The sequence below is a fragment of the Nocardia xishanensis NBRC 101358 genome (assembly GCF_001613365.1).
Lineage (GTDB): Bacteria > Actinomycetota > Actinomycetes > Mycobacteriales > Mycobacteriaceae > Nocardia > Nocardia xishanensis.
On the sequence record NZ_BDCF01000025.1, the window covers coordinates 78,110 to 100,997 of the forward strand.

Genomic DNA, 22,888 nt, shown 5'->3' on the forward strand with positions numbered 1-22,888 from the left:
GAAGTAAGTTTTCGCGTCCACGCCAACGGACGGGAAACGGACGGGAAAACGCCTCCCCGCACCCCTCCGGGCGGGCAGGCTTTCCGTCCCCCACGACCCCGGATTCGATGCCACGCGACGAACGTGCGCGCCCCAGAGCGGCTCAGCGATCCCCTCCAGATGCCGCTGAGCCGACCTGCGGCGCGCCGTTGCGCCGCAGGCTGGAGCGCCCGTTCCGTCGAACGCCCCTGCTCGTCCCGGAACCGCGTCGAGTGCCGGCACCGCGCATCCGGCGCAGAAAGAACAGTAGCGTTCTTTCCACTGATTTTTCAAATCTTTTCTATGAAGTTGTCATTCGCCCGGAGTTCGGCATACTATGACGCCCACTATGAGAAGCCCTTCGGAGCTGTCGCGGCAGAAGCGCTTCGGCCGAATCATCAAGGAACGCCGAGACGAGCTCGGCCTCACGCAGCTCCAGATCGGCGATCTGGGTGGGCCCTCCGCGCCGACGATCCGGAAGATCGAGGACGGCGACGCCGCGATCAGCACCCACACGCTGAACAAGCTGGACGCCCCGCTGCGCTGGCTGCCAGGCAGTGCGGCGCGCGCGTACGCGGGCGGCGCGCCCGCGCCGAAGGAAGCAGGGGGCGAGCACGCGGGCGACGAGTCGATCGTGGCCGGCCCCACCTCGATCCGGTTCGACATCTCCGACCTCACCGGACTGCTCGCCGCCACCGGCCGCCTGACCGACGCCGTGGAACGCGGTCAGACCACCGAACCCACGGTGGTGGAGGCGATCTCGGACCTGAACCGGGTGGTGTCCCGGCTCTCCGCCCGGTACGCGACCGTAATGCTGGAGCGCAACGGCGGACCGGGCCGCCAGCTGCACCCGCTGGTGGAAATGGCGTTCGCGCATCTGCTCGAGGTCCCCGCCGACACCGACGACGCGACCGAACTCGAGGAACGCCGCTATCGACGCTGGCTGGCCGGCCGCACCGAGAACGTGAGCCAAGGGACCGAGGCTCAGTTCCGGGCCAGGTGGCTGGCCGCCAACAGCGCAACCGCGCCGAATCGCAACGGCAAGCACTGAGGTGATCGACATGACCGAGGCCACCCGCCTACCGCTGAGCCACAAGATCAACCGGCTCTTCGCGGTGATGCATCCGCGCTCGGCGCCGGAACGCAGCACCGAATCCGTCGCCGAACAGGTCAGCGGCCAGCTGCGGCGCGCGGTCGCCGCCAGCTATCTCGAAGAGCTGCGCGGCGGTCGCTTCGACGACGAACACGACGGCGCGGCAGTCGAATTCGAACTACTGGCGGCGATCGCCTCCTGCTTCGGCGTCGCGCCACGGTATCTGACCACCACCGGACAGGCCGCCGCGAGCATCGACAGGGAGCTCGAGCTGCTGGCCACCATGCGCGACGCCAATGTCGCCAGCATCGCGCTGCGCGGCTCCGACGTGGACCGGGCCATGCTCGCCCGGCTGATCCGCGGCACCGAGGACGTCGCCGCGGGATCGAGCGACCTGCCGCGCTGACCCGCATCGGAAAGCAGGCGCCGACCGCGGGGTCGCCCACCACGCACCATCCTGGGTACCATCGTCAGCTACACGGGGCGGGACCGCGGAACTTGCTGTAGGAGAGCGCATCGCATGGCCGGTATGGACACCCGGTTCCGGGAACTTTCCCGAAACGTACCGATACCGCATCCGTGGAATCTGAATACCTACCTCGACGCCGTCGCCGAGTTCCGCGACCGCCCGATCACCTTGCAGCCGGTGGACACCGCGGTGCTCGCGGGCGCCGGCTGCGGCACCGGCAGCGGGCTGTGGATCGCCAAGCGGGACAGCGATGTCATCGTGTACGGCGCCGACACCACCGAATGGCACGCCGAGCACATCATCGCCCACGAACTCGGACACATGCTGCTCGGGCACGGCCCGGAATCGGAGCCCGCCCCGAGCGACCAGACCACGCACACCCTCGCCGCCGTGGCCGAGCTGCTGCCATCGATCTCGCCGGAATCCATTGCGCACGTGCTCGGTCGCACCGACTACGGCACCAGCAGAGAACGCGACGCCGAGACCTTCGCCGACATGGTGATGCTGCAGGCGATGCGCCCGCCGCGCCGCGACTCCCTGTTGCACCGCACGTTCTTCCGCGACCGACGCAGGTGAACTCGCCCGTCCCCGGCGTCGTCGCGGCGCCGCTGATCGGGTTCGTCGCCATGGTGACGTTCGGCCGTTGGGCGCTGCTGCACCAGACCGTCACCGATCGGCTGTTCAACCGGGCGCTGGCGTGGGCGTGCATCGGAATGCTGCTGCTGGAGCGCGGAATCGCGCCGCGGCACGGCAGCCTGATGCACCAACTCTCCATGGGCTGCATGCTCTTCGCGATCATGAGCGCCTACGGCGCGGCCATGCTGTGGTCGGGCGCCGACCCGAACGGCGCGCGGCGGCGCCAGCGCCGCTACGACCTGATCGCCGCCGCCTGCGGCGCCGTCATCCTGATCGTCGGCACACCCGCCAGGGAGCAAGGCACACTGCTCGGCGAGACGCCCGACGTGTGGTCGGCGGTCTCAGCGCTGGCGTTCTGCCTGCCCGCGATCGCGTGCGGCCGCCGGATGGCGCAGGTGCTGTACCGCGAACTGGTCAGCGAGGACGCTACCCGCCGGGAGCGACTCGTCTACGGCGCGCTGCTCACGGCGTTGGCCGTCGGGGCGAGCAGCTTGCCGTTCTCGGCGCTGTTGTTCGGCGGCTGGGTGCACGTCGAGGACCCGGATCTGATCCGCTGGGCGTGGCCGACCTTCACCGTCATCGTGCTCACCGCCACTTTGCTCGCCGTGCCGCTGTTCGACCTGCTGGCGACACGTGCGGGCTGGGATCGGTCCCGGCGTCTCTGCCATCGGCTCGTCCCGCTCTGGACGGATGTGACGGGCGCGGTGCCGGAGATCGTGCTCGATCCCGCGTCGAACGGACGCGACGAGCCGGAGGTCAAGCTGATCCGGATGACCGTCGAGATCCGCGACGCCTTGCTCCACCTCAACAGGTATGCGCCGCAAGACCTCCCGATACCCGCCGGGGCCGGACCGGTGCAGAGCTACGCGATGCGGATCGCGTACGCGATCAACGCCAAGGCCGAGGGTTGCGGTCCCGTGCACGCCGCGCCTCGGACCGGCGCGCCCGAGTCCCGCGACCTCGATACCGAGCTGCGACAGCTACTGGCGCTGGCCCGCGCGTGGCCTGCCGCGCGGGCCGCGGTCGACGCGGAGACGAATCGGCCGACGCCCTCGAGGGCGTCGGCCGGACTGTTTCGGCGCTTGGCTATGCGAGCCTGATGAGGCCGTAGTCGAAAGCGTGACGACGATAGACGACCGACGGTCGATCGGTCTCTTTGTCTTGGAACAGGAAGAAGTCGTGACCGACGAGCTCCATCTGGTACAGGGCGTCGTCGACGGTCATCGGAGTCGCGGTGTGCACTTTGGTGCGCACGATGTGGCCTGGACCTGCCTCGTATTCGGGCTCCTGCTCGCCGCGCTCACCGGGGTGCTCGTGCACCGCGGAGACGCCGTTCGTCAAAGTGAACAGCTGATCGTCGACCAGCTCGGCCGTGGCCTCGGCGACCGAGACGGGGGTCTTCTCCCCATAGTGGACCCGGCGCCGATCCTTGGTGCGGCGCAGCCGGCTCTCCAGCTTGGCGGTCACCGACTCGAAGGCGGCGTAGAAGCTGTCCGCGCATGCCTCCGCCCGGACGACCGGGCCCTTGCCGCGCGCGGTGATCTCGACGCGCTGGCAGGCTTTGCGCTGACGACGGTTGCGTTCGTGGAACAGCTCGACGTCGAAGAGGAAGATCGACGGATCGAAGCGTTCGAGACGGGAGAGTTTGTCCGCGACATAGATTCGGTAATGATCGGGAACCTCGACATTGCGGCCTTTCACCACGATGTCGGCGCGAGTGGCCCGTGGTTGGTCCGCTGCGGGTTGCTCTGTCGCATCCAAGGCGCCGGCATCCAGCACCGAAGGATCTGCGTCTTTCACTGAAGGACGTGAAGAAGTCGTCACGCGTACCTCCCGGATCTGGCCGCACGGACCGATTTCCCGTGCGGCGGGATTGAGCCGCGCCGTGCGATATCCGGGGTCGAGGGTGCGCGAGAGCCCATTCGTTGTCAGACAGGCTGACGCCTTCGGGCTTGGCTCACACCGGGGAATCGCGCGACACGAAGTTGTCCGAGGCGCCACCTCCAAACTCTCGGTTCGGGTGTGTGATCGCGACGGTAGTACGCCAACGGGCGGTCCGCCAGTGTTCACGCAAATTTCCCGGAGTCAAGCCGAACACGTCACCAGGACGGCACTTGTTTCGACTCCGGCCAGGCCTAGCGCGCGGACCGATTCGCGGACCGTCGCACCGGTCGTCAGCACGTCGTCGACCACGACGACCTCGGCGTTCCCCGCGCCACCCTGTCGCGCGAGTGGCCTGTGCCGCACCGATACCCGGCCACGCAGATTGTGTTGGCGCTCATCGGGTGTCAAGCCCACCGAATCGCGCACACCCCACCACACGCGCAACATCGGCACCATCCGGCAATCCGGTAGCCACCCCGCGGCTGCCCGCGCCGTCCGCAGCACCGGGTCCCCGCCGCGCCGCCGCGCGGAGCCACCGCGGCTCGGCGCAGGAACCAACACCAGGGGACGCCCGGGCGTACGCAAGCGAGCCAGCCCGCGCGCCATCGCCAGCCCGAGCGGTTCGCTCAGATCGCGCCTGCCGCGTTCCTTGACGGCGAGCACCGCCCGGCGCGCTGGACCGGTGTACGGCGCGAGCGCCCAGCAGGGCACGCCGGGATCGGTGCGCGGGCGCACCCGCCTCGGACCGTCCGTCAGCGCCGCGGCACAGCCGGGGCACCATCCGACGCCCGCCGCATCGCAGCCCGCACACGCGGCGGGCAGCACGAAGTCCAGCAGGGCGGCGATGTGCTCGGCGGCTCCCATGGCCGAAGTGTGCACCCGCCCACCGACATTCGTCGGCCGGATCAGCCGGGCAGCACCGGCGCGGTGTCGGATCCGAGGCCGGGAATCTCGGTCCAATAGCGCAGTTCGCTGGTCGGTTTGCTGGTCAGCTCGAGCACTCCACGGGAATCGGCCACGTACTGCGTGGTCGGGGAGGCCGACACCACGCGGACGGGGGCCGTGAGGTTCTGCGAGGTCATCGGGAACTGCTGGGAACCGTCGATGGCCACGGTGATCACCGGGTCGACGTTGCCCTCGCGCGCCACGATGAGCGCGTCGCCGCCGAGCCAGTCCAGCGAGAGCGCGCGGGTGCTCAGATTCACGGCCAGCGGCAACGGTGAGGTGAGTGCGTATTTGCCGTCCGGCCGCCGCTCGACCACCGCCACGTACACCTTGCCGTCGGCGATGAGGGCGGCCCGCACGCCGGTGCGGGAGATGCGCAATTCGGTGATCGGACCGCGGAAGGCCGGACCGGACCAGGATCCGTTCAGCGCCGAGGTGTCCACCTCCTGCACCGAGACATTGCCGGTGCCACGGTCGTTGACCGCCCGGATCACCCGGTCGCCGTCCACGACCGCCCATGCCGCGCTGCCGTCGGCGGTCCAGGACGGCCTGCTGATCGTGTTGCCCTCGGCGACCGGGAAAGCGTTGCCGCCGTAGGTGCCGACCATCAGGGTGCGCGGCGGCTCGGGCGCCGGCCGTCCGTTGGCGGCGACCGCGGCGACCAACTGCCCGTCGGGTGAGAGACCCACCGACTGCAGGTTGTTGACCGACCCGAAGTAGCCGGGCGCGTTCGACACGCCGCTCTCGCTCACCTGGGTCAGCGCACCGCCGCGCAGCGCGTGCAATCCGATCCGGTTCTGCGCGAACAGCGTGGGGCTGAGCTGTTCCACGTCGGCGACCGACCAGCCGTTCGCGGCGAAGCGCTCGTCCAGCGGTTTGCCGTCGGCCAGCAGCATGTAGGGGCCGAGGACGTCGGCGCCCGCCAACGTCAGCACCACCTGCGCGGCCAGCAGCTCGCGGTCGCGCGGGTTGAGCCCGGAGGCGCCCGAGAAGTCGATGCGCACGCCGCCGAGCCCGACGCCGACCTCCTCGGGGTCGCCGTTGGCCTTGGTGATCGGGCCGCGCAGCGAGACCGGCTGCGCCAGCTGGTTGCGCACCACCGGGGCGAGCTCGCGCTGAGCGCCCTCGGTGAGCAGGGTGAGCAGGCGCTGGGGAAGCTGGTTCTTGGACGCCGAGATCCAGCGCATGTCCGGCACCATCGAGGCGCCGCCCGGGTCGGGGAAGTAGAGCACGTAGCGGCGATAGGACTTGGTGAACGCCGTCCGGTCCATGACGACGCCGTCCGGTAGCTCGTCGATGCGCCACTCGCCGTCGACCCGGCTCATCTCGATCTTGTTCTCGACGATCCCCTCGACCGCGCGATAGCCGCCGTCGGGCGCGAGCTCGCCGACCTTCTGCGCGCGGATCACATAGGTGGCCCTGTCGCCGACGCGCGATTCGCGCAGCGTGTCCGGCTTGTCGACGATCGTCGTGCTCGCGCCGTCCTCCCACTGCGCGGAGGCCGCAGGCGTCATGAACTGGCGGGCGGCCAGGTGCCGGTTCGAGGGGTCGGCGGTGGCCTGCAGGAAGTCCCGCAGCAGCAGATCGGGATCGCGGCCCTGAATGGGCGGCGGCGGACCTTCCGAGGTGGGCTCCCGGTTGAGCGTGCCGAGCGCCTGCGGGGCCGACGACTCGGGCAGGCTCGCACATCCGCTGATCGCCAGCAGCGCCGTGACCAGCACCGCGCCTATCGCGGCGAGTCGAGAGGATGTGACGGCCCGCATGCTCATGACTGTACGTCTCCGCGTTCGGTCAGTACCTTGCCGGAGCCGTTCGCATCGGCCGCGTCCGGCCCCTTCTCGGCCTCGCTGACGCCGTCGCGCGCCGCGGTGGGCTCTCCGGTACCGTCCGTCGCCGCGGTGTGCTCAGCGGAGCCTTCCGCGCTCTCGGCGACGCCGTTCACCGCGGCGGTGGCGCCCGGCGATGCGGTCCCGTTCGCCAACGCGCCGATGGGCTCGCCGAACGCGCTCGGATCGCCGTGCGGGAACGGCACAGTCGGCGCATCGTCGGGCTCGGGCGGCCGCGGCGGAGTTCTGCGCAACGCGGGTTCCAGGGGCAGCGGGCTCGGGCCCATCTTGCGGCCGCGCACCAGCGGCAGGGTCAGCCGGAAGCTGGCGCCGACGCCGACCTCGCCCCACGCGTCCAGCCTGCCCTCGTGCAGATTGGCGTCCTCGACGCTGATCGAGAGTCCGAGGCCGGTGCCGCCCGAGCGCCGCATGCGCGACGGGTCCGACCGCCAGAACCGGTTGAAGACCAGTTTCTCCTCGCCGGGCCGCAGGCCGACGCCCTGGTCGCGCACCACGACGGCGACCGCGTTGGCCTCGGCGTCGCCGCGCATCCGGATCAGCACCGGCTTGCCCTCGCTGTGGTCGATGGCGTTCGCGAGCAGGTTGCGCAGCACCCGCTCCACGCGGCGCGGGTCGACCTCGGCGACCAGCGGATCCTCCGGCAGGTCGATGACGACCTCGACACCGGATTCCTTGGCCAGATGACGCACTGTCGAGATGGCGGCCCGCGCGCACATCCGCACGTCCAGCGACTCCACCTGGAGTTCGGCGACGCCCGCGTCGTGGCGGCTGATCTCCAGCAGGTCGTTGAGCAGACCCTCGAACCGGTCCAGCTCGGTGACGAGCAGCTCGGCGCTGCGCGCCAGCGCGGGGTCCAGGTCCTCGCTGCTGCCGTGGATCAGGTCGGCGGCCATCCGCACGGTGGTGAGCGGGGTGCGCAGCTCGTGGCTCACGTCCGAGGTGAAGCGCCGCTGCAGATTGCCGAACTCCTCGAGCTGGGTGATCTGGTTGGACAGGCTCTCGGCCATCTCGTTGAACGCCTGTGCCAGCCGCGCCATGTCGTCCTCGCCGCGCACCAACATGCGCTCCTTGAGGCGACCGTCGGCGAAGCGGCTCGCGATCCGCGCCGCGGACCGGATCGGCAGCACCACCTGCCTGGTGACCAGCGCGGTGATCGCCGCGAGCAGGACCAGCAGCACCAGGCCGCCGATTATCATGGTGCCGCGCATCAGCGCCAGGCTGCGCTCCTCGTTGGCCAACGGGAAGATCAGGTAGATCTCCAGGGTCGGCACCTCGGCGCTCGGGCTGCCGACGATCAGCGCGCGCCCGTGGTAGCCGTCCGGGTCCTCGACCGTGGCGAACTGGTAGCTGACCTGGTTGCGCTGCACGAACCGGCGCAGTTCCTCCGGCACCTCCCCGATCGGGCCGGTCGCGATCTGCTGCTGCGGCATACCGCCGACGATGCTCAGCGCGGAATCGAAACTGCCTGCGGCGCCCGTGGATTGGCCGGTGCCGCCGCGATTGGACAGGGCGTTGCGCGCGTCGATGAGACGCTGCTCCTGGGTGCCCGTGTCCTGCACGCCCGCCAGCTGGCTCTCCACCGTGTTGCGGGCGCGATCCATCTCCTCGACCGCCGCGTTGATCTTCGCGTCGAGCAGCCGGTCGGTGATCTGACTGGTCAGCACGACGCCGAGGATGGTGATCACGATCAGCGAGAGCGTCAGCGTCGAGACGATGACGCGCAGCTGCAGCGACCGCCGCCAGACATGACCCAGCGCGGTGCCCGCCTCCTTGAACCAGGCAACCACCGGGGCGAGCGCGTGTTCCAGACGTGGCAACAACCCGCTCGGTGCGCCCGCGCGGTCACCCGCGGCAGGCGCATCGTCCTGCGGGCGCTGGGCGCCCGCGGGCTGAGCATCGCCTTCGGTCACGGCGGTCCGGCCTTGTAGCCGACGCCTCGGACGGTGAGCACGATCTCGGGATTCTCCGGATCCTTCTCCACCTTGGCGCGCAGCCGCTGCACGTGCACGTTCACCAGGAGGGTGTCGGCCGCGTGGCGGTAGCCCCATACCTGCTCGAGCAACACCTCTCGGGTGAACACCTGGCGCGGCTTGCGGGCCAGCGCCACCAGCAGATCGAACTCGAGCGGAGTCAGCGAGATCTGCGCACCGCCCCTGCTCACCTTGTGCGCGGGCACGTCGATGACGATGTCCGCGATCGACAGCAGCTCCGCTGGTTCTTCCTCGGTGCGGCGCAGGCGGGCGCGCACCCGGGCGACCAACTCCTTCGGCTTGAACGGTTTGACGATGTAATCGTCGGCACCGGACTCCAGACCGAGCACGACGTCGACCGTGTCGGTCTTCGCCGTGAGCATGACGATCGGGACTCCGGAATCGGCCCGCAGCACACGGCATACATCGATGCCGTTCATGCCGGGCAGCATCAGGTCCAGCAACACCAGATCGGGGCGGATCTCGCGAACCGCCGCCAGTGCCTGCGTACCGTCGCCGACCACATGCGGGTCGAACCCTTCCCCGCGCAGGACGATCGTGAGCATCTCAGCGAGTGCCATATCGTCGTCGACGACCAGAATCTTCGGCTTCATAATTACTATGTTGTCATCTCCCAGGCCAGGATCGGGCCGCCACGCCAACACTGGTGCGAACCCGCCGCACATCCAACCCTATCCGGCAATCATTTCGGCGATACGCGCGGCCAGCGATGCCGGATCGTCACCGGATCGGAACGTCCACCACCGGCCGTGCCAGCTCCGTTCGGCCAGCTCACGGTACACCTCCAGGGTGCGGCGCTGAAGCTCGCCGTCGCGTTCGTACGCATCGAGTGCCCGTGACTCGTCGAGTTCGCCGCGCAGGCGCGCACGTTCGGCGGCGACCTCGGTGGAGACGTCCAGCAACACCTGCACGTCCGGCTTCGGCAGACCGAACCGGCCGAACTCCAAATCGGCTGTCCAGCGCGCGATCTCACCGTCCGCGGACTGGTGCAGGCGGGCCGCGTTGTAGGCGGCGTTGGAGGCGACGTAGCGGTCCAGGATGAGGATGTCGTTGTCCGCCAAGAGCTTCGCCAGTTCCGCGCGCGCCTCGGCGCGATCCAGCGCGAAGAGCAAGGCCATCGCGTACACCGAGTCGGCGAGGTCACCGTGCGCGCCGCGCAGCGCCTCCGCGGCGAGATCGGCGTGCACCGATCGCCCGTAGCGCGGGAACGCCAGCGTCGCCGTCCGTAGGCCGCGCTCGGCGAGCGCGGCGATCACGGCGTCGGTCAGCGTGCGCTTCCCGGCGCCGTCCAGACCTTCCACCACGATCAGGGCACCCATGGCAGGTCACAGTACCGATCGCGGCCTCGGCCGGGTCCACCGCCACCGGTGGCGCGCACGCGCGGTGGGTGGGGCCGACGACGACCGGCTCGACCGCCGATCCCGCCGCCGATCGCCGGACCGCACCGTGCGCGGCTACATGCTTGCGCGGCAAAGGCTTACACAGGAAGCGGCCCGGCAACCGCGCGGGTTGCCGGGCCGCTCTGGCCGAGCGAAGGCTCAGTACCGGTAGTGGTCCGGCTTGTAGGGGCCTTCGACGTCGACGCCGATGTACTCGGCCTGGTCCTTGGTGAGCTTGGTCAGCGTGCCGCCGAGCGCCTCGACGTGGATGCGGGCGACCTTCTCGTCCAGGTGCTTGGGCAGGCGGTAGACCTCGTTGTCGTACTCCTCCGGCTTGGTCCACAGCTCGATCTGCGCGATCACCTGGTTGGAGAAGCTGTTCGACATCACGAACGACGGATGTCCTGTCGCGTTGCCCAGATTCAGCAGGCGACCCTCCGAGAGCACCAGGATCGACTTGCCGGTCTCACCGAAGGTCCACTGATCGACCTGCGGCTTGATGTTCAACTTCGTTGCGCCGGAACGCTCCAGCGCCGCCATGTCGATCTCGTTGTCGAAGTGGCCGATGTTGCCGAGGATGGCCTGGTCCTTCATCGCCTTCATGTGCTCGAGGGTGATGATGTCCTTGTTGCCGGTCGAGGTGATCACGATGTCGGCGTTACCGATCGCCTGCTCGACGGTCACCACGTCGTAGCCGTCCATCAGCGCCTGCAGCGCGTTGATCGGGTCGATCTCGGTGACCTGCACCCGAGCGCCCTGTCCCGCAAGCGATTCCGCGCAGCCCTTGCCGACATCGCCGTAACCGCAGATCAGCACCTTCTTGCCGCCGATGAGCACATCGGTGCCGCGGTTGATGCCGTCGATGAGCGAGTGCCTCGTGCCGTACTTGTTGTCGAACTTCGACTTGGTCACCGAGTCGTTGACGTTGATCGCCGGGAACACCAGCTCACCGGCGGCGGCGAACTGATACAGGCGCAGCACGCCGGTGGTGGTCTCCTCGGTGACGCCCTTGACGCTCTCGGCGATCGCGCTCCACTTGCCCTTGTCGGTCTCGAAGCGCTCGCGCAGCAGGTTCAGGAAGACCGTGTACTCCGCGGAGTGGTCCTCGTCGGCGGGCGGCACCACACCGGCCTTCTCGAACTGCGCGCCGCGCAGCACGAGCATGGTGGCGTCGCCGCCGTCGTCGAGGATCATGTTGGCGGGCTCGCCCGGCCAGGTCAGCATCTGCTCGGCCGCCCACCAGTACTCCTCCAGGGTCTCGCCCTTCCAGGCGAAGACCGGGGTGCCCTTGGGCTCGTCGACGGTGCCGTGCGGGCCGACGACGACCGCGGCGGCGGCGTGGTCCTGGGTGGAGAAGATGTTGCAGGAGGCCCAGCGCACCTGCGCGCCGAGCGCGGTGAGGGTCTCGATCAGCACGGCGGTCTGCACCGTCATGTGCAGCGAGCCGGAGATGCGCGCGCCCTTCAGCGGCAGCACGTCGGCGTACTCGCGGCGCAGCGCCATCAGACCCGGCATCTCGTGCTCGGCCAGACGGATCTCCTTGCGGCCGAACTCGGCCAGCGACAGGTCCGCCACCTTGTAGTCGATGCCATTGCGGACATCGGGTGTCAGGGACGTGCGTGCGGGAAGTTCTGAGGTCGTCATCTGCCTCTCCATGGTCGGCTGTACCGATGCAAGGCTAGTCGCTGAACGCCCGTGGACGCACCGCGCGCCCGTCCCGGCCTCGCCGCCGTGACCGACGGCACCGCTCAGGCCGTCGCCCGGTAGCTCGCGAGGATCCGGGTGCGCTTGCGCGGCTGGATGTTCGCGCGGGTGATGTCGCCGTCGTAGTGGGCGAGCACCCTGTGGTCCATGATCGAGCGCCACAGCGGAGGAATGGCCGCGAAGACGATCATGCTCGCGTAGCCTGCCGGCAGCTGCGGCGCCTGGTCCGAGCTGCGCAGCGTCTGGTACCGCCGTCCCGGGTTGGCGTGGTGGTCGCTGTGCCGCTGGAGGTGGAACAGGAAGATGTTGGTGACGAGCCGGTCGCTGTTCCAGCTGTCGCGCGGCGAGCAACGAGCCCAGCTGCCGTTCGGCCTGCGCTCGCGCAGCAGGCCGTAGTGCTCGACGTAGTTCACCGTCTCCAGCAGGGCCGCGCCGATCGCGGCCTGCAACAGCAGCCATGGCAGCACCGCGATACCGAAGGCGGCGATCAACGCGCCGAACAGACCCAGCGTCATGGACCACGCCTGCAGCACGTGGTTGTGCACGGTCCACCATGGCAGGCCCTTGCGCGCCAGCCGTTCCTTCTCCAGCGCCAGCGCGGAACGGAAGCCGCCCGCGACGCTGCGCGGCAGGAACTCCCACAGCGACTCACCCATCCGCGCGCTCGCCGGGTCGTCCGGCGTCGCGACGCGCACGTGGTGGCCGCGGTTGTGTTCGACGAAGAAGTGCCCGTACCCGGACTGCGCGAGCGCGATCTTGGCCAGCCAGCGCTCCAGGTGCTCGACGCGGTGGCCGAGTTCGTGCGCGGCGTTGATGCCGATGCCGCTGACGAAGCCGAGGGTGGCGGCGAGGCCGAGCTTGTCGAGCACGCTCAGTTCGTCGCCCGCCCACATGTAGGCGGCGATGATCAAGCCGATCAGCTGGATCGGCAGGAACAGGTAGGTGCACCACCGGTAGTAGCGATCGTTGGACAGCAGCTCGTAGTCCTCGTCGCGCGGATTGCTGCCGTCCTCGCCGACCACCCAGTCCAGCACCGGGATGATCGCCAGCACGATGATCGGCCCGATCCACCAGAACACCGCGGCGCCCGTGTGCAACACGAGTTGCGAGGGCAGCAACGCGGAGGCCGGCGCGATCAAGCCGAGTACCCACAGATGGCGTTTGGGATCGGCCGATCCCGACGGTTTGCCAACCGATTGCACGTTTGCCCCGCTAATTATGAAACCCGACTCCGATGCATGAGAATACTTACAGGCGCGACCTCCGTTACACCGGAGTTCGCAAACGAAACGTGTCGACCGTTACAAGCGTGGTGGTCGGTTTTTCAGTGACTTCACATGTGATACCAGTCACCGCACACCGCTAGCAAATCGGGGGTGCGCCCCTAAGCATCCCCTAACCAGCATGGCCGGGGCCCCCATTTCCCTGGGCGCGATCCCCTATCCGAGCGAATCGGGGGCAGCCGTTCAGCCCACTTCGCGAGCGGCCAGGATCGCCTCGACGTAGGGACCGAGCAGCTGGGCCAGGTCGGCGGGCGCGTTGCGGCCCGGCGCGGGCGGTGTCGGAATGTAGCTGAGCGCGATGCGGACCAGCGCGCCCGCCAGCACCAGCGACTCCTCCTCCGTGGCGTCCACCCAGCTGTGCTGGAACACCGCGGCGAGGCGCTCGGTGGCGTGTTCGACGAGCGGCGCGGCGTCCAGGGTGATCAGGCGCAGCAGGTCGAGCTTCACCTCGCCCGCGATCAGCGACTGCACCAGCGGATCGGCGCCCGCGTCCAGGAAGAAGCCGGACAGCGCTTCCCGGAAGGCGGCGCGGACATCGCCCTCGTTGCCCGCGATGGCGCTGCGGACGTGGTCGACCAGGTCGTCGGCCAGCCGCAGCGCGTACGCCTGCGAAAGACCCGCGCGCGAACCGAACTCGTTGTAGAGCGTCTGCCTGCTCACCCCGGCTCTGCCCGCGACATCGCCGAGCGTGATCTTGGACCAGTCCCGCTCGGTCAGCAGTTCGCGCATGGCGTCGAGGACGGAGGTGCGCAGGAGTTCCCGCGCCGCCTCCTGATAGGGAACCCTCGGTCCAGTGCGCGGCATACCCGCGAGGTTGTCACGGGCGTCCGCCGCAGTCAAAATCTCACGACCGCTCGATCTCGACCATGAAGAAGTCGGCCTTGGCCGCGCCGCAGTCCGGGCAGGTCCAGTTGTCGGGGATGTCGTCCCATCGGGTGCCCGGCGCGATGCCGTCCTCGGGCCACCCCTTCGCCTCGTCGTATTCGAAGCCGCACTGGATGCACTGGTACAGCTTGTATTCGGTCACTTGGTCACCTCTGCCGGTTCGAAGTCGATCTTTTCGCGCACGCCGCAGTCCGGGCAACACCAGTCGTCGGGCACATCGGTCCACGGGGTGCCTGCCGGAAAGCCTTCGTGCGGAGCGCCTTTGGCCTCATCGAAGATGTAATCACAGACAGGACAACGATATGCGCTCATGCCTGCGCCTCGCTGACGCTCGGCTCCGGCATGCGCGAAGCGCGCTGGCACATGATTCGCTCTCTCCGTTCGCTCATGCCCGCGCCTCGCTGACGCTCGGCTCCGGCATGCGCGAAGCGCGCTGGCACATGATTCGCTCTCTCCGTTCGCTCATGACCCATCCCCCGCCCCGTACCGCGCGAGGACCCGGTCCCGCTTGCCCGGGTGAATGTTGGCGCGCGTGATGTCGCCGCCGTAGTGCGCGAGCACCCGCTTGTCCATCACCTTGCGCCACAGCGGCGGGAAGTAGGCGAGCAGGATCATGCTCGCGTAACCGCTCGGCAGGTTCGGCGCGCCGTCCCAGCTGCGCAGCGTCTGGTAGCGACGGGTGGGATAGGCGTGATGATCGCTGTGCCGCTGCAGGTGGTACAGGAAGATGTTGGTGACGATGTGGTCGCTGTTCCAGCTGTGCACCGGGGCAGGCCGCTCGTAGCGACCGGTGGCGGTGCGCTGCCTGACCAGCCCGTAGTGCTCGAGGTAGTTGACCGCCTCCAGCAGGCTGAAGCCGATCAATGCCTGCAACGCCAGGTACGGCAGCACGACGGGACCGAACGCCGCGACCAGCGCCGCGTAGAGCACCACCGACATCAGCCAGGCCGAGAGCACCTCGTTGCGCAGCGACCACGGCTTCTTGCCCAGCCGCTCCAGCCGCACCTTCTCCAGCCGCCACGAGGACTTCAGGCCGCCCCACACGGTGCGCGGCCAGAAGCCCCAGAACGTCTCGCCCACACGGGAACTCGCCGGATCCTCGGGGGTGGCGACGCGGACGTGATGGCCGCGGTTGTGCTCGATGTAGAAGTGACCGTAGAACGACTGGGCCAGCGCGATGCGGGAGAGCCACCGCTCCAGATCGACCTTCTTGTGACCGAGTTCGTGCGCGGTGTTGATGCCGATGCCGCCGATGATGCCGACCGTGATGGCCAGGCCGATCTTGTCGACGATGTGCAGTCCGCCGTCGATGCCGAGCCAGCTCACGTCGTCGGCGCTGATCAAGTAGCAGGCCATGATCAGCGAGGCGTACTGGAACGGCAGGTACAGGTAGGTCAGGTAGCGGTAGTACCTGTCGTTCTCCAGGTACTCCATCACCTCGTCGGGCGGGTTCTCGCCGTCCGGGCCGAAGAAGATGTCGGCCAGCGGGATCACCACGTAGACCAGGATCGTGCCGAGCCAGAACGGCACATGCGCCAGCCGATGCCAGCCGAGTTCGTTGAACGCCCAGACCAGCGGAAGCCCGATCGTGAACAAGCCGGTCGGCGCGAACAGTCCCCAGAGCCAGAGGTAGCGCTTGCGATCCCGCCAGGCCGGAGCCTCGACCGGGCGCAGCGGCGCGTCGGCATCAGTAGACATCGATGTCTCCCATCAGCGCGGCGCACACCGAGGTGTGACGCACAGTACTTCTGATGTGGACACTAGAACGACAACTGTCTCTTGTCTATACAAAACAAGCTATTTGTAAAGATGTTATGTCATAACGAAAAGACACCCGATCGGAACGAAGTACCGACCGGGCGCCTTTGCGCGGAGCCACCTTTCACGCAAGGCGGAGTCGTTGGAAAGCCTCGGTCGTGAAGGCCTCAGTACAGCAGGACTTCGGCATCCTCGGGTAGCGCGTCCACCGGCCACCATCGCAGGTCCGTCGACTCCGCGCTGCGCACCGGGACCGCGCCCGCGGGCGCGGTGACCCGGAACAGCAGATCCAGATGACGGGTCGGCACGCCGAGCGAACAGGTGATCGGATGCGCCTGCGCGCCGTAGAGGCCAGGCTCGATCCGCAGCCCCGGAATGCCCGACTCCTCGGTCGCCTCGCGCAGCGCGGCATCGGCGACCGTCTCGTCGCCCTCCTCGCAGTGCCCGCCGAGCTGAATCCAGCGTCCCACCTTCGGATGCAGGGTCAGCAGCACCTCGGCCGCGTCGTGCGAGAACACCACCGCCGAGGCGGTGATGTGTCCCGCGGCGTGCTCACGCAGACAGCCGCGCGGCGCCGAACCGAGAAACGCGAGCATGGCCTCGCGCAGCGACCGATCGTGATCCGCCGCGGGAGTCCAGGTCGTGAGCAGATCGGTGGCCGACGCGTGCAGCGACTCGGCGGTCACAGTTCCACCAGACCGCCGCCTGGACCGGACACCGGACGCGGGGTCAGCTCCTCCAGCGGATGACCGATGGCGATGGCGCCCAACGGATTCCAGTCCGCCTCCAGGCCGAGCACGTCCCTGGCGACCTCCGGGGCGAAGATGGTCGAGCCGATCCAGCAGCTGCCGATCCCCTCGGTGGCCAGCGCGACGAGCAGGCCCTGCACCGCCGCGCCCACGGCGACGGTGAACATGGTCCGCTCGGCGGCGCGACGGCGCTCGTCCGGATAGTCGTGCGCGCCGTCGGGCACGCAGAACGGGATGATCACCTCGGGGGCGTCGAACAGGATCCGGCCGCGCGCCACCCGCCGCTCCACCCGCTCGGGGCCGAGGCCGTCGGCCGCGAGATCGGCGCGCCACTTGTCGGCCATCGCGTCGAGCAGTTGGTCCCGCAGGCCCCGCTCGCGCACCCACACGAACCGGACCGGCCGGGTGTGGTGCGGCGCGGGCGCGGTCAGCGCGACGGCGACGGCCGCGCGGATACGCTCCGGATCGACCGGGGTGTCGGCGAATCGGCGCACCGAACGCCGCAGCAGCAATGCATCGCGCCGCCCGCGCTCGATGGCTTCCGCGGTGCCGAGCCAGAACAGGTCGTCGGTGCCGCGGCGCAGCAGATCCGTCGCGCCAGAACCGTCGTCGACGACCGGCAGGCCGCGCACCACCGCGACCGGAACGCCGCCCAGCTTGCCCTTCACCAGATCGGCCGCGGCGGCCAGCTCGTCGGCGACGGCCACCTGGGTCACGTGCAGTTCGTTGCCCTGCCCGTCCACCGAACCCGCGTAGTCGTGCAGCACCCGCAGCCCGGCCGCGCCGATCGCGGCGTCGGTCTGGCCGTTGCGCCAGGCCCTGCCCATGGTGTCGGTGATGACGACGGCGACGGTCACGCCGAGCCGTTCGGCCAGCGCGGACCGCAGCGCCTTGGCGCTGCCGTCGGGATCGGCGGGCAGCAGCACCAGCTCGCCCTGCTCGACATTGGAGCCGTCGACGCCGGAGGCGGCCTGGACGATGCCGAGCTTGTTCTCGGTGATCAAGGTGCGGCCTTTGCGGGCGAGCACCCGCACGGCCTCCTGGTCGACCAGTGCGCGGCGCACGGCGTCGCGCTCCTCGGGATCCGATGGCGCGGCGACGATCCGGCCCTCGGCCTTGGCGACGATCTTGCTCGTCACCACGAGGATGTCGCCGTCGGTGAGCCACGGCGCGCGGGCGGCGATCCGCTCGGCGAGGTCGTCGCCGGGACGGAATTCCGGCAGGCCGGTGATGGGCAGAATGCTCAGCTCGCCTGCGGCGTGGTCGATCGAGGTCACGGCTTCACCCCCGCGAGATCCAATGCCTCGCGCACGATTTCGGCGGTCGTCGGCGGGTCGGTCATGAGCAGCGGGACGCTGCGCACCTCGACGCCTGGCACGTCGGCGGTGTCGGTGGTGTGGATGAGCCAGCCGTCCAGGATGCCGGTGGCCGAGCGCGCGCCGTAGTAGCGGCCGACCGCCTCGGCCGTCGTCTCGACGCCGATCACCGAGAGGCACTCGTCGGCCATGCCGCGCAACGGTTTTCCGTCGATGACGCCGGACACTCCGATCACCTTCGCCTCGGTCGTGCGCAGCGCGCCGCGGATGCCGGGCACCGCGAGGATGGCGCCGATGCTCACCACGGGATTGGACGGGGCCAGCAGCACCGCGTCGGCGGACGATATGATATCGGTCACATTTGGCGCCGGTTTTGCTTCATCCGCACCGATTGTGGCGAATCCATGGGTGTCGATGTTCGCGCGGTATCGAACCCACCACTCTTGAAAATGGATCGCGCGGCGTTCGCCAGGGTTCTCCGCGTCACTGACAACCACATGTGTTTCACACCGATCGTCGGTTGCCGGGATGAGTTTCACGCCGGGCTGCCACCTGTTGCAGAGCGCTTCGGTGACCGCGGAGAGCGGATACCCGGCGCGCAACATTTCGGTGCGAATCAAGTGCGTCGCGATATCGCGATCGCCCAAGCCGAACCAGTCCGGCTGCGCGTGATATTTCGCGAGCTCTTCCTTGGCGTGCCAGGTCTCGCCGACCCGGCCCCAGCCGCGTTCGGTGTCGATCCCTCCGCCGAGGGTGTACATGCAGGTATCGAGGTCGGGGCAGATGCGGAGGCCGTGCATCCAGACGTCGTCGCCGACGTTCACGATCGCGGAAACGTCGGCTTCCGGCAGCAGTTCCCGCACGCCCTGCAGGAAGCGCGCGCCGCCGACTCCGCCGACGAGGACGGCGATCTTGGGTCCCTTCGCGGGCGCGATGTCCGCTTGTTGTCCAGTCACATCCGCACAGCCTATGCGCTGGCGAACAGAGCGGTGCCAGGGATGTATTTGCTGCTCATTTGCTATGCCATACACCAAGATCAGCACGGAAAACCGTCGCGGATAGTAACGGAATAGCGACGACGGCTTGACCATCGACGCGTCCGGCGTGTCTAATCACAGTCGTGTCATTCCGGGTTCGCGCGAGAGTCCAAGGCGCGGACAGCTTTTCGAACAGACGTTCGAGCCGGGGTGGCGAGCTCGGGGATGTCCGCGGGACAACGTCGCGGGGTAGGGCCGTCGGTGTGCGTGTTGGTCCGACGGAAAGAATCATTCTGCGCTAACACACAGTGAGGAGGCGGAGCGATGGCCAACGATATGGTCTCGCAACCCGATTCCACAGCAGGCGCAGCACGTGGCGTCTGCGCAGACATCGGCCGGAGCGAGCAAGACGGCGGTGACGCGGTGTCGACACCCCGGCTCAGCCTGGTCGTGACGGGCTTCGACGAGATGTTCGAATCCATCGAAGAGCAGTGGCAAGAGCGTGCCCTGTGCGCGCAGACCGATCCGGAGGCGTTCTTCCCCGAGAAGGGCGGCTCGACCCGCGAGGCGAAACGGATCTGCATGGGCTGCGAGGTGCGCGACGAGTGCCTGGAGTACGCACTCGCACACGATGAGCGCTTCGGCATCTGGGGAGGGCTCTCCGAGCGGGAGCGCCGACGCCTCAAGCGCGGTATCGGCTGACACGTAGGTGTGTCGCACCGACCTCGATGCGCGAGGTCGGTGCGAGTTCACCTAGATTTTGGGTATGTCCCGTTCACGCCATCGACGCCCGCCCACTGCCAGGTCGGTGATCCGACGCGGCCGCGGGGTACGCGGGCCGATGCTGCCGCCGACGGTGCCCGCGTGGCGCACCAGGGGTCAGCAGTTCGACCGGCTCGTGCTGGAGGCGTTCGCCCCGCTCGACAGCCGCTGGCACGATCGGCTCACCAAACTCGACATCGCCGTCGACGATGTGCCGAAAATCCGTCCGCTGCACCCTGATTCGGTCACCTGGCCGGACGAGGTCGTGGCCGACGGACCGGTCCCGCTCTCCCGGCTCATCCCCGCGGGCGTCGACCGGCACGGTCAGGCGACCCGCGCGCGGGTCGTCCTGTTCCGCAAACCGCTCGAACTCCGTGCCAGCGATCCGGACGATCTCGTCGATCTGCTCCGCGAGGTGCTCGTGCAGCAGATCGCCACGTATCTCGGCGTCGATCCCGACGTCATCGATCCGGAGGCCGAGGAGTAAGGGCGGCCCACCCGACGGACGCAGCCGGACGAACGCCGCCCGGAGACCGCGCATGGCCGGAGCGAAGGCGGCGGGTACACACGTGTGAGCCGTGACTCTTAGCGCGTGTCTATCCACATCCGGAGGCCAGGGGGGTTACTCTCATCGGCGTGATCCCCATGCGTCGTTGCTGCCGACCCGGCTGCAAGAATCCGGCCGTCGCGACGCTCACGTATGTCTACTCCGACTCCACCGCGGTGGTCGGTCCGCTCGCGACGGTGGCCGAGCCCCACTCGTGGGACCTATGTGAAACTCACGCGTCCCGGATCACCGCGCCGAAGGGGTGGGAACTGGTTCGCCACGAAGGCGGCTTCTCCACGACGCCGGACGACGACGATCTCACCGCGCTGGCCGAAGCCGTCCGCGAGGCCGGTCTGCGTCGGCGTCCCCCCGAACCCGAGCAGCGCGGCTATCGCGACTACGCGCCTGCGCCGCAGCGCACCCCCCGCACTGGCAGGCGCGGGCATCTGCGCGTGCTGCCCGATCCGCCGAACTGAACCGGCCTCGGGCGCCGCGCCGCCGAGTCGAGCCTTGGGCACGGCCGGTTCCGAGTTCCCGACACGTCCTCGATCGGGCGGCCGTCCCGCCCGGCGTACAGAACGAAACCGTTTGTCCGCGGCGAGGATCCGAACCGTGATCGGCCGTCGCGTCCAGCGCGCCGTACCGAGCCCACGCGCGGAAATCGGGCCCATGGGTAGGGAGCGGTCCCGCGGTCGCGCAGGGGCACACTAGGGTAGGGGCCATGACAGTCGCCCGCTCTGCCGAATTCGTGAACGCGGTGATCAAGGCCTACGACGTTCGCGGTGTGGTCGGTGAACAGATCGACGCGCAATTCGTCAGGGACGTGGGCGCTTCCTTCGCGAGGCTGATGCGCGACGAGGGCGCGAGCCGCGTGGTCATCGGCCACGACATGCGCGAGTCCTCCCCCGAGCTGGCCGCCGCCTTCGCCGACGGCGTGCTGGCGCAGGGCCTCGACGTGACGCACATCGGCCTCGCCTCCACCGACCAGCTGTACTTCGCCTCCGGCCATCTCGGCTGCCCCGGCGCCATGTTCACCGCGAGCCACAACCCCGCCCGCTACAACGGCATCAAGCTGTGCCGCGCCAACGCGCTGCCGGTCGGCCAGGACACCGGCCTCGGCGCCATCAAGGACGAACTCGTCACCGGCGTCCTGGAATTCGACGGACCGCGCGGCAGCGCCACCGAGGTGGACCTGCTCGCCGATTACGCGAAGTTCCTGCGCGGGCTGGTGGACCTGGACAGCATCCGCCCGCTCACCATCGCGGTGGACGCGGGCAACGGCATGGGCGGGCACACGGTGCCCGAGGTGCTCGGCACGCTGCCGCAGGTGACCGTCATCCCGCTCTACTTCGAGCTGGACGGCTGGTTCCCCAACCACGAGGCCAACCCGCTGGACCCGAAGAACCTGGTCGACCTCCAGCAGCTGGTGCGCAGCTCCGGCGCCGACATCGGCCTCGCCTTCGACGGCGACGCCGACCGCTGCTTCGTGGTGGACGAGAACGGCGAGCCCGTCTCCCCCTCGGCCATCACCGCGCTGGTCGCCGAGCGCGAACTCGCCAAGGAACCTGGCGCGACCATCATCCACAACCTGATCACCTCGCGGGCGGTGCCCGAGCTGGTGCACGAGCTCGGCGGCACCCCGGTGCGCACCAGGGTCGGCCACTCGTTCATCAAGCAGCAGATGGCCGCCACCGGCGCGGTGTTCGGCGGCGAGCACTCCGCGCACTACTATTTCCGCGATTTCTGGGGCGCCGACTCCGGCATGCTCGCGGCGCTGCACGTGCTGGCCGCGCTCGGCGAGAAGGACCGGCCGATCTCCGAGCTGATGTCGTCGTACGAGACGTATGCCGCCTCGGGCGAGATCAATTCGACGGTGGCCGACGCGAAGGCGCGGACGCTGGCGGTGGTCGAGGCATTCGAGGATCGCGCCAAGTCGGTGGACCGGCTCGACGGGGTGACCGTTCAGCTCGCCGACAACGCCTGGTTCAACCTGCGCGCCTCGAACACCGAGCCGTTGCTGCGGCTGAACGTCGAGGCCCGATCGCAGGAGGAAGTAGACGCACTCGTAACCGAGATTCTGACCATCGTCCGGTCCTGACTGGGATAGTGGAGATACGACGGAATGGAATCACACGCTCAGGATTCGACCGGGAAAGCAGACGATTCTGCTCGACGCGAGATCCCGGGCATCGTCCACTCCCGACTGGAATAGTGGAAGCACAGTGGACGATCCGGACGCAGCGCGATGAGGGGAGGTGGGACGCCCGATGATCGCTGGAACACCGGTGCTCGACCTCGACGATGCCGCTTCGCTCGAGGCGGCGGATAGCGGCGGCGCCCTGCGCTCCGCCGCCTCCGGTGGCGCCCAGGTGCGCGCCACCGCGGCGGCCATCGGCGAACACGCGCTGGCCCGTCTCGCCGGACTGCGCCCGCGCAGCGTGGTGCTGGTCTCCGGTTCCGGCCGCGCCGCGCGCGCCGCGAGTCTGCTCGTCGCCGCGCTCGGCGACCGCGCTGGCCTGCCCGTGGTGCCCGCTTCCGCGCTGCCGCCCTGGGTGGGGCCGCTGGACGTGGTGCTCGTCGCGGGAGACGACGCGGGCGATCCCCGCCTGATCGACGCGGTGGACCGCGCGCTGCGCCGCGGCGCC

General features: G+C 68.9%; 23 protein-coding genes and 1 pseudogene. 9 read left to right on the top strand and 15 right to left on the bottom strand.

Annotated features, from left to right (window positions below; genetic code table 11):
- Positions 1 to 367 precede the first annotated feature (367 nt).
- The 4 genes from NX1_RS20680 to NX1_RS20695 all read left to right on the top strand — a co-directional run bounded on the left by NX1_RS20680 (position 368) and on the right by NX1_RS20695 (position 3,316).
- Positions 368 to 1,069, top strand: coding sequence for a helix-turn-helix domain-containing protein (locus tag NX1_RS20680; RefSeq protein ID WP_084501609.1), 702 nt, complete (start codon positions 368 to 370; stop codon positions 1,067 to 1,069).
- A 10-nt stretch (positions 1,070 to 1,079) separates the two neighbouring features.
- Positions 1,080 to 1,517 carry a hypothetical protein gene (locus NX1_RS20685; RefSeq protein WP_157119894.1) on the top strand — a complete coding sequence of 146 codons (438 nt, stop codon included), beginning with the start codon at positions 1,080 to 1,082 and terminating at the stop codon, positions 1,515 to 1,517.
- Between the two features lie 114 nt (positions 1,518 to 1,631).
- Complete coding sequence (locus NX1_RS20690; RefSeq protein ID WP_245668602.1) at positions 1,632 to 2,156, top strand: zinc metalloprotease; 525 nt, start codon at positions 1,632 to 1,634, stop codon at positions 2,154 to 2,156.
- Positions 2,153 to 3,316: an MAB_1171c family putative transporter gene (locus NX1_RS20695; protein WP_068061932.1), complete on the top strand. Its 1,164-nt coding sequence runs from the start codon at positions 2,153 to 2,155 to the stop codon at positions 3,314 to 3,316. The genes NX1_RS20690 and NX1_RS20695 overlap by 4 nt, the downstream gene beginning before the upstream one ends.
- Here NX1_RS20695 and hpf read toward each other — a convergent pair.
- The 15 genes from hpf to cofD all read right to left on the bottom strand — a co-directional run bounded on the left by hpf (position 3,303) and on the right by cofD (position 18,913).
- On the bottom strand, positions 3,303 to 3,977 hold the full coding sequence (gene hpf, locus NX1_RS20700) for a ribosome hibernation-promoting factor, HPF/YfiA family (protein WP_068062019.1): 675 nt from the start codon (positions 3,975 to 3,977) through the stop codon (positions 3,303 to 3,305). The genes NX1_RS20695 and hpf overlap by 14 nt on opposite strands.
- A gap of 324 nt (positions 3,978 to 4,301) precedes the next feature.
- Positions 4,302 to 4,964: a ComF family protein gene (locus NX1_RS20705; RefSeq protein ID WP_068061935.1), complete on the bottom strand. Its 663-nt coding sequence runs from the start codon at positions 4,962 to 4,964 to the stop codon at positions 4,302 to 4,304.
- A gap of 41 nt (positions 4,965 to 5,005) precedes the next feature.
- On the bottom strand, positions 5,006 to 6,814 hold the full coding sequence (gene lpqB / locus NX1_RS20710) for an MtrAB system accessory lipoprotein LpqB (protein WP_068061937.1): 1,809 nt from the start codon (positions 6,812 to 6,814) through the stop codon (positions 5,006 to 5,008).
- A complete protein-coding gene (gene mtrB, locus NX1_RS20715; RefSeq protein ID WP_373864895.1) occupies positions 6,811 to 8,712 on the bottom strand; it encodes an MtrAB system histidine kinase MtrB in 1,902 nt (633 codons plus the stop codon). Before mtrB ends, lpqB begins: the two co-directional genes overlap by 4 nt.
- An 86-nt stretch (positions 8,713 to 8,798) precedes the next feature.
- Positions 8,799 to 9,476 (bottom strand): MtrAB system response regulator MtrA, encoded by a 678-nt coding sequence (gene mtrA, locus NX1_RS20720; protein ID WP_068061939.1) that lies wholly within the window; start codon positions 9,474 to 9,476, stop codon positions 8,799 to 8,801.
- A 78-nt stretch (positions 9,477 to 9,554) separates the two neighbouring features.
- Positions 9,555 to 10,202: a dTMP kinase gene (locus NX1_RS20725; RefSeq protein ID WP_068061945.1), complete on the bottom strand. Its 648-nt coding sequence runs from the start codon at positions 10,200 to 10,202 to the stop codon at positions 9,555 to 9,557.
- 219 nt (positions 10,203 to 10,421) lie between these two features.
- Complete coding sequence (ahcY, locus tag NX1_RS20730) at positions 10,422 to 11,906, bottom strand: adenosylhomocysteinase (RefSeq protein ID WP_068062022.1); 1,485 nt, start codon at positions 11,904 to 11,906, stop codon at positions 10,422 to 10,424.
- A gap of 104 nt (positions 11,907 to 12,010) precedes the next feature.
- A complete protein-coding gene (locus NX1_RS20735; RefSeq protein ID WP_307651202.1) occupies positions 12,011 to 13,105 on the bottom strand; it encodes an alkane 1-monooxygenase in 1,095 nt (364 codons plus the stop codon).
- A gap of 327 nt (positions 13,106 to 13,432) precedes the next feature.
- Positions 13,433 to 14,053 carry a TetR/AcrR family transcriptional regulator gene (locus tag NX1_RS20740; protein WP_068062025.1) on the bottom strand — a complete coding sequence of 207 codons (621 nt, stop codon included), beginning with the start codon at positions 14,051 to 14,053 and terminating at the stop codon, positions 13,433 to 13,435.
- 40 nt (positions 14,054 to 14,093) lie between these two features.
- Complete coding sequence (locus NX1_RS20745; RefSeq protein WP_068061951.1) at positions 14,094 to 14,276, bottom strand: rubredoxin; 183 nt, start codon at positions 14,274 to 14,276, stop codon at positions 14,094 to 14,096.
- A complete protein-coding gene (locus tag NX1_RS37475; RefSeq protein ID WP_068061954.1) occupies positions 14,273 to 14,446 on the bottom strand; it encodes a rubredoxin in 174 nt (57 codons plus the stop codon). Before NX1_RS37475 ends, NX1_RS20745 begins: the two co-directional genes overlap by 4 nt.
- Before the next feature lie 150 nt (positions 14,447 to 14,596).
- The gene (locus NX1_RS20755; RefSeq protein ID WP_068061956.1) at positions 14,597 to 15,832 is read right to left on the bottom strand and encodes an alkane 1-monooxygenase; all 1,236 of its coding nucleotides are present in this window, start codon (positions 15,830 to 15,832) and stop codon (positions 14,597 to 14,599) included.
- 227 nt (positions 15,833 to 16,059) lie between these two features.
- Positions 16,060 to 16,578, bottom strand: a complete 519-nt coding sequence (locus tag NX1_RS20760; RefSeq protein WP_068061959.1) for an NUDIX hydrolase — start codon at positions 16,576 to 16,578, stop codon at positions 16,060 to 16,062.
- The gene (locus NX1_RS20765; protein ID WP_068061962.1) at positions 16,575 to 17,918 is read right to left on the bottom strand and encodes a coenzyme F420-0:L-glutamate ligase; all 1,344 of its coding nucleotides are present in this window, start codon (positions 17,916 to 17,918) and stop codon (positions 16,575 to 16,577) included. The genes NX1_RS20760 and NX1_RS20765 overlap by 4 nt, the downstream gene beginning before the upstream one ends.
- Positions 17,915 to 18,913: a 2-phospho-L-lactate transferase gene (cofD, locus tag NX1_RS20770; protein WP_174555502.1), complete on the bottom strand. Its 999-nt coding sequence runs from the start codon at positions 18,911 to 18,913 to the stop codon at positions 17,915 to 17,917. The genes NX1_RS20765 and cofD overlap by 4 nt, the downstream gene beginning before the upstream one ends.
- A 489-nt stretch (positions 18,914 to 19,402) precedes the next feature.
- Between cofD and NX1_RS36980 the strand changes: the two genes are divergently transcribed.
- The 5 genes and pseudogenes from NX1_RS36980 to NX1_RS20795 form a co-directional block, all read left to right on the top strand.
- A complete protein-coding gene (locus tag NX1_RS36980) occupies positions 19,403 to 19,636 on the top strand; it encodes a WhiB family transcriptional regulator (protein WP_029901515.1) in 234 nt (77 codons plus the stop codon).
- A gap of 64 nt (positions 19,637 to 19,700) precedes the next feature.
- Positions 19,701 to 20,183 (top strand): metallopeptidase family protein, encoded by a 483-nt coding sequence (locus tag NX1_RS20780; protein ID WP_169810921.1) that lies wholly within the window; start codon positions 19,701 to 19,703, stop codon positions 20,181 to 20,183.
- 158 nt (positions 20,184 to 20,341) lie between these two features.
- The gene (locus NX1_RS20785) at positions 20,342 to 20,719 is read left to right on the top strand and encodes a DUF3499 domain-containing protein (protein ID WP_068061965.1); all 378 of its coding nucleotides are present in this window, start codon (positions 20,342 to 20,344) and stop codon (positions 20,717 to 20,719) included.
- A gap of 245 nt (positions 20,720 to 20,964) precedes the next feature.
- Complete coding sequence (locus NX1_RS20790; RefSeq protein WP_068061968.1) at positions 20,965 to 22,341, top strand: phosphomannomutase/phosphoglucomutase; 1,377 nt, start codon at positions 20,965 to 20,967, stop codon at positions 22,339 to 22,341.
- Positions 22,342 to 22,510: 169 nt separating this feature from the next.
- Positions 22,511 to 22,888 (top strand): annotated as a pseudogene (locus NX1_RS20795) (tobH protein); the annotation flags it as partial.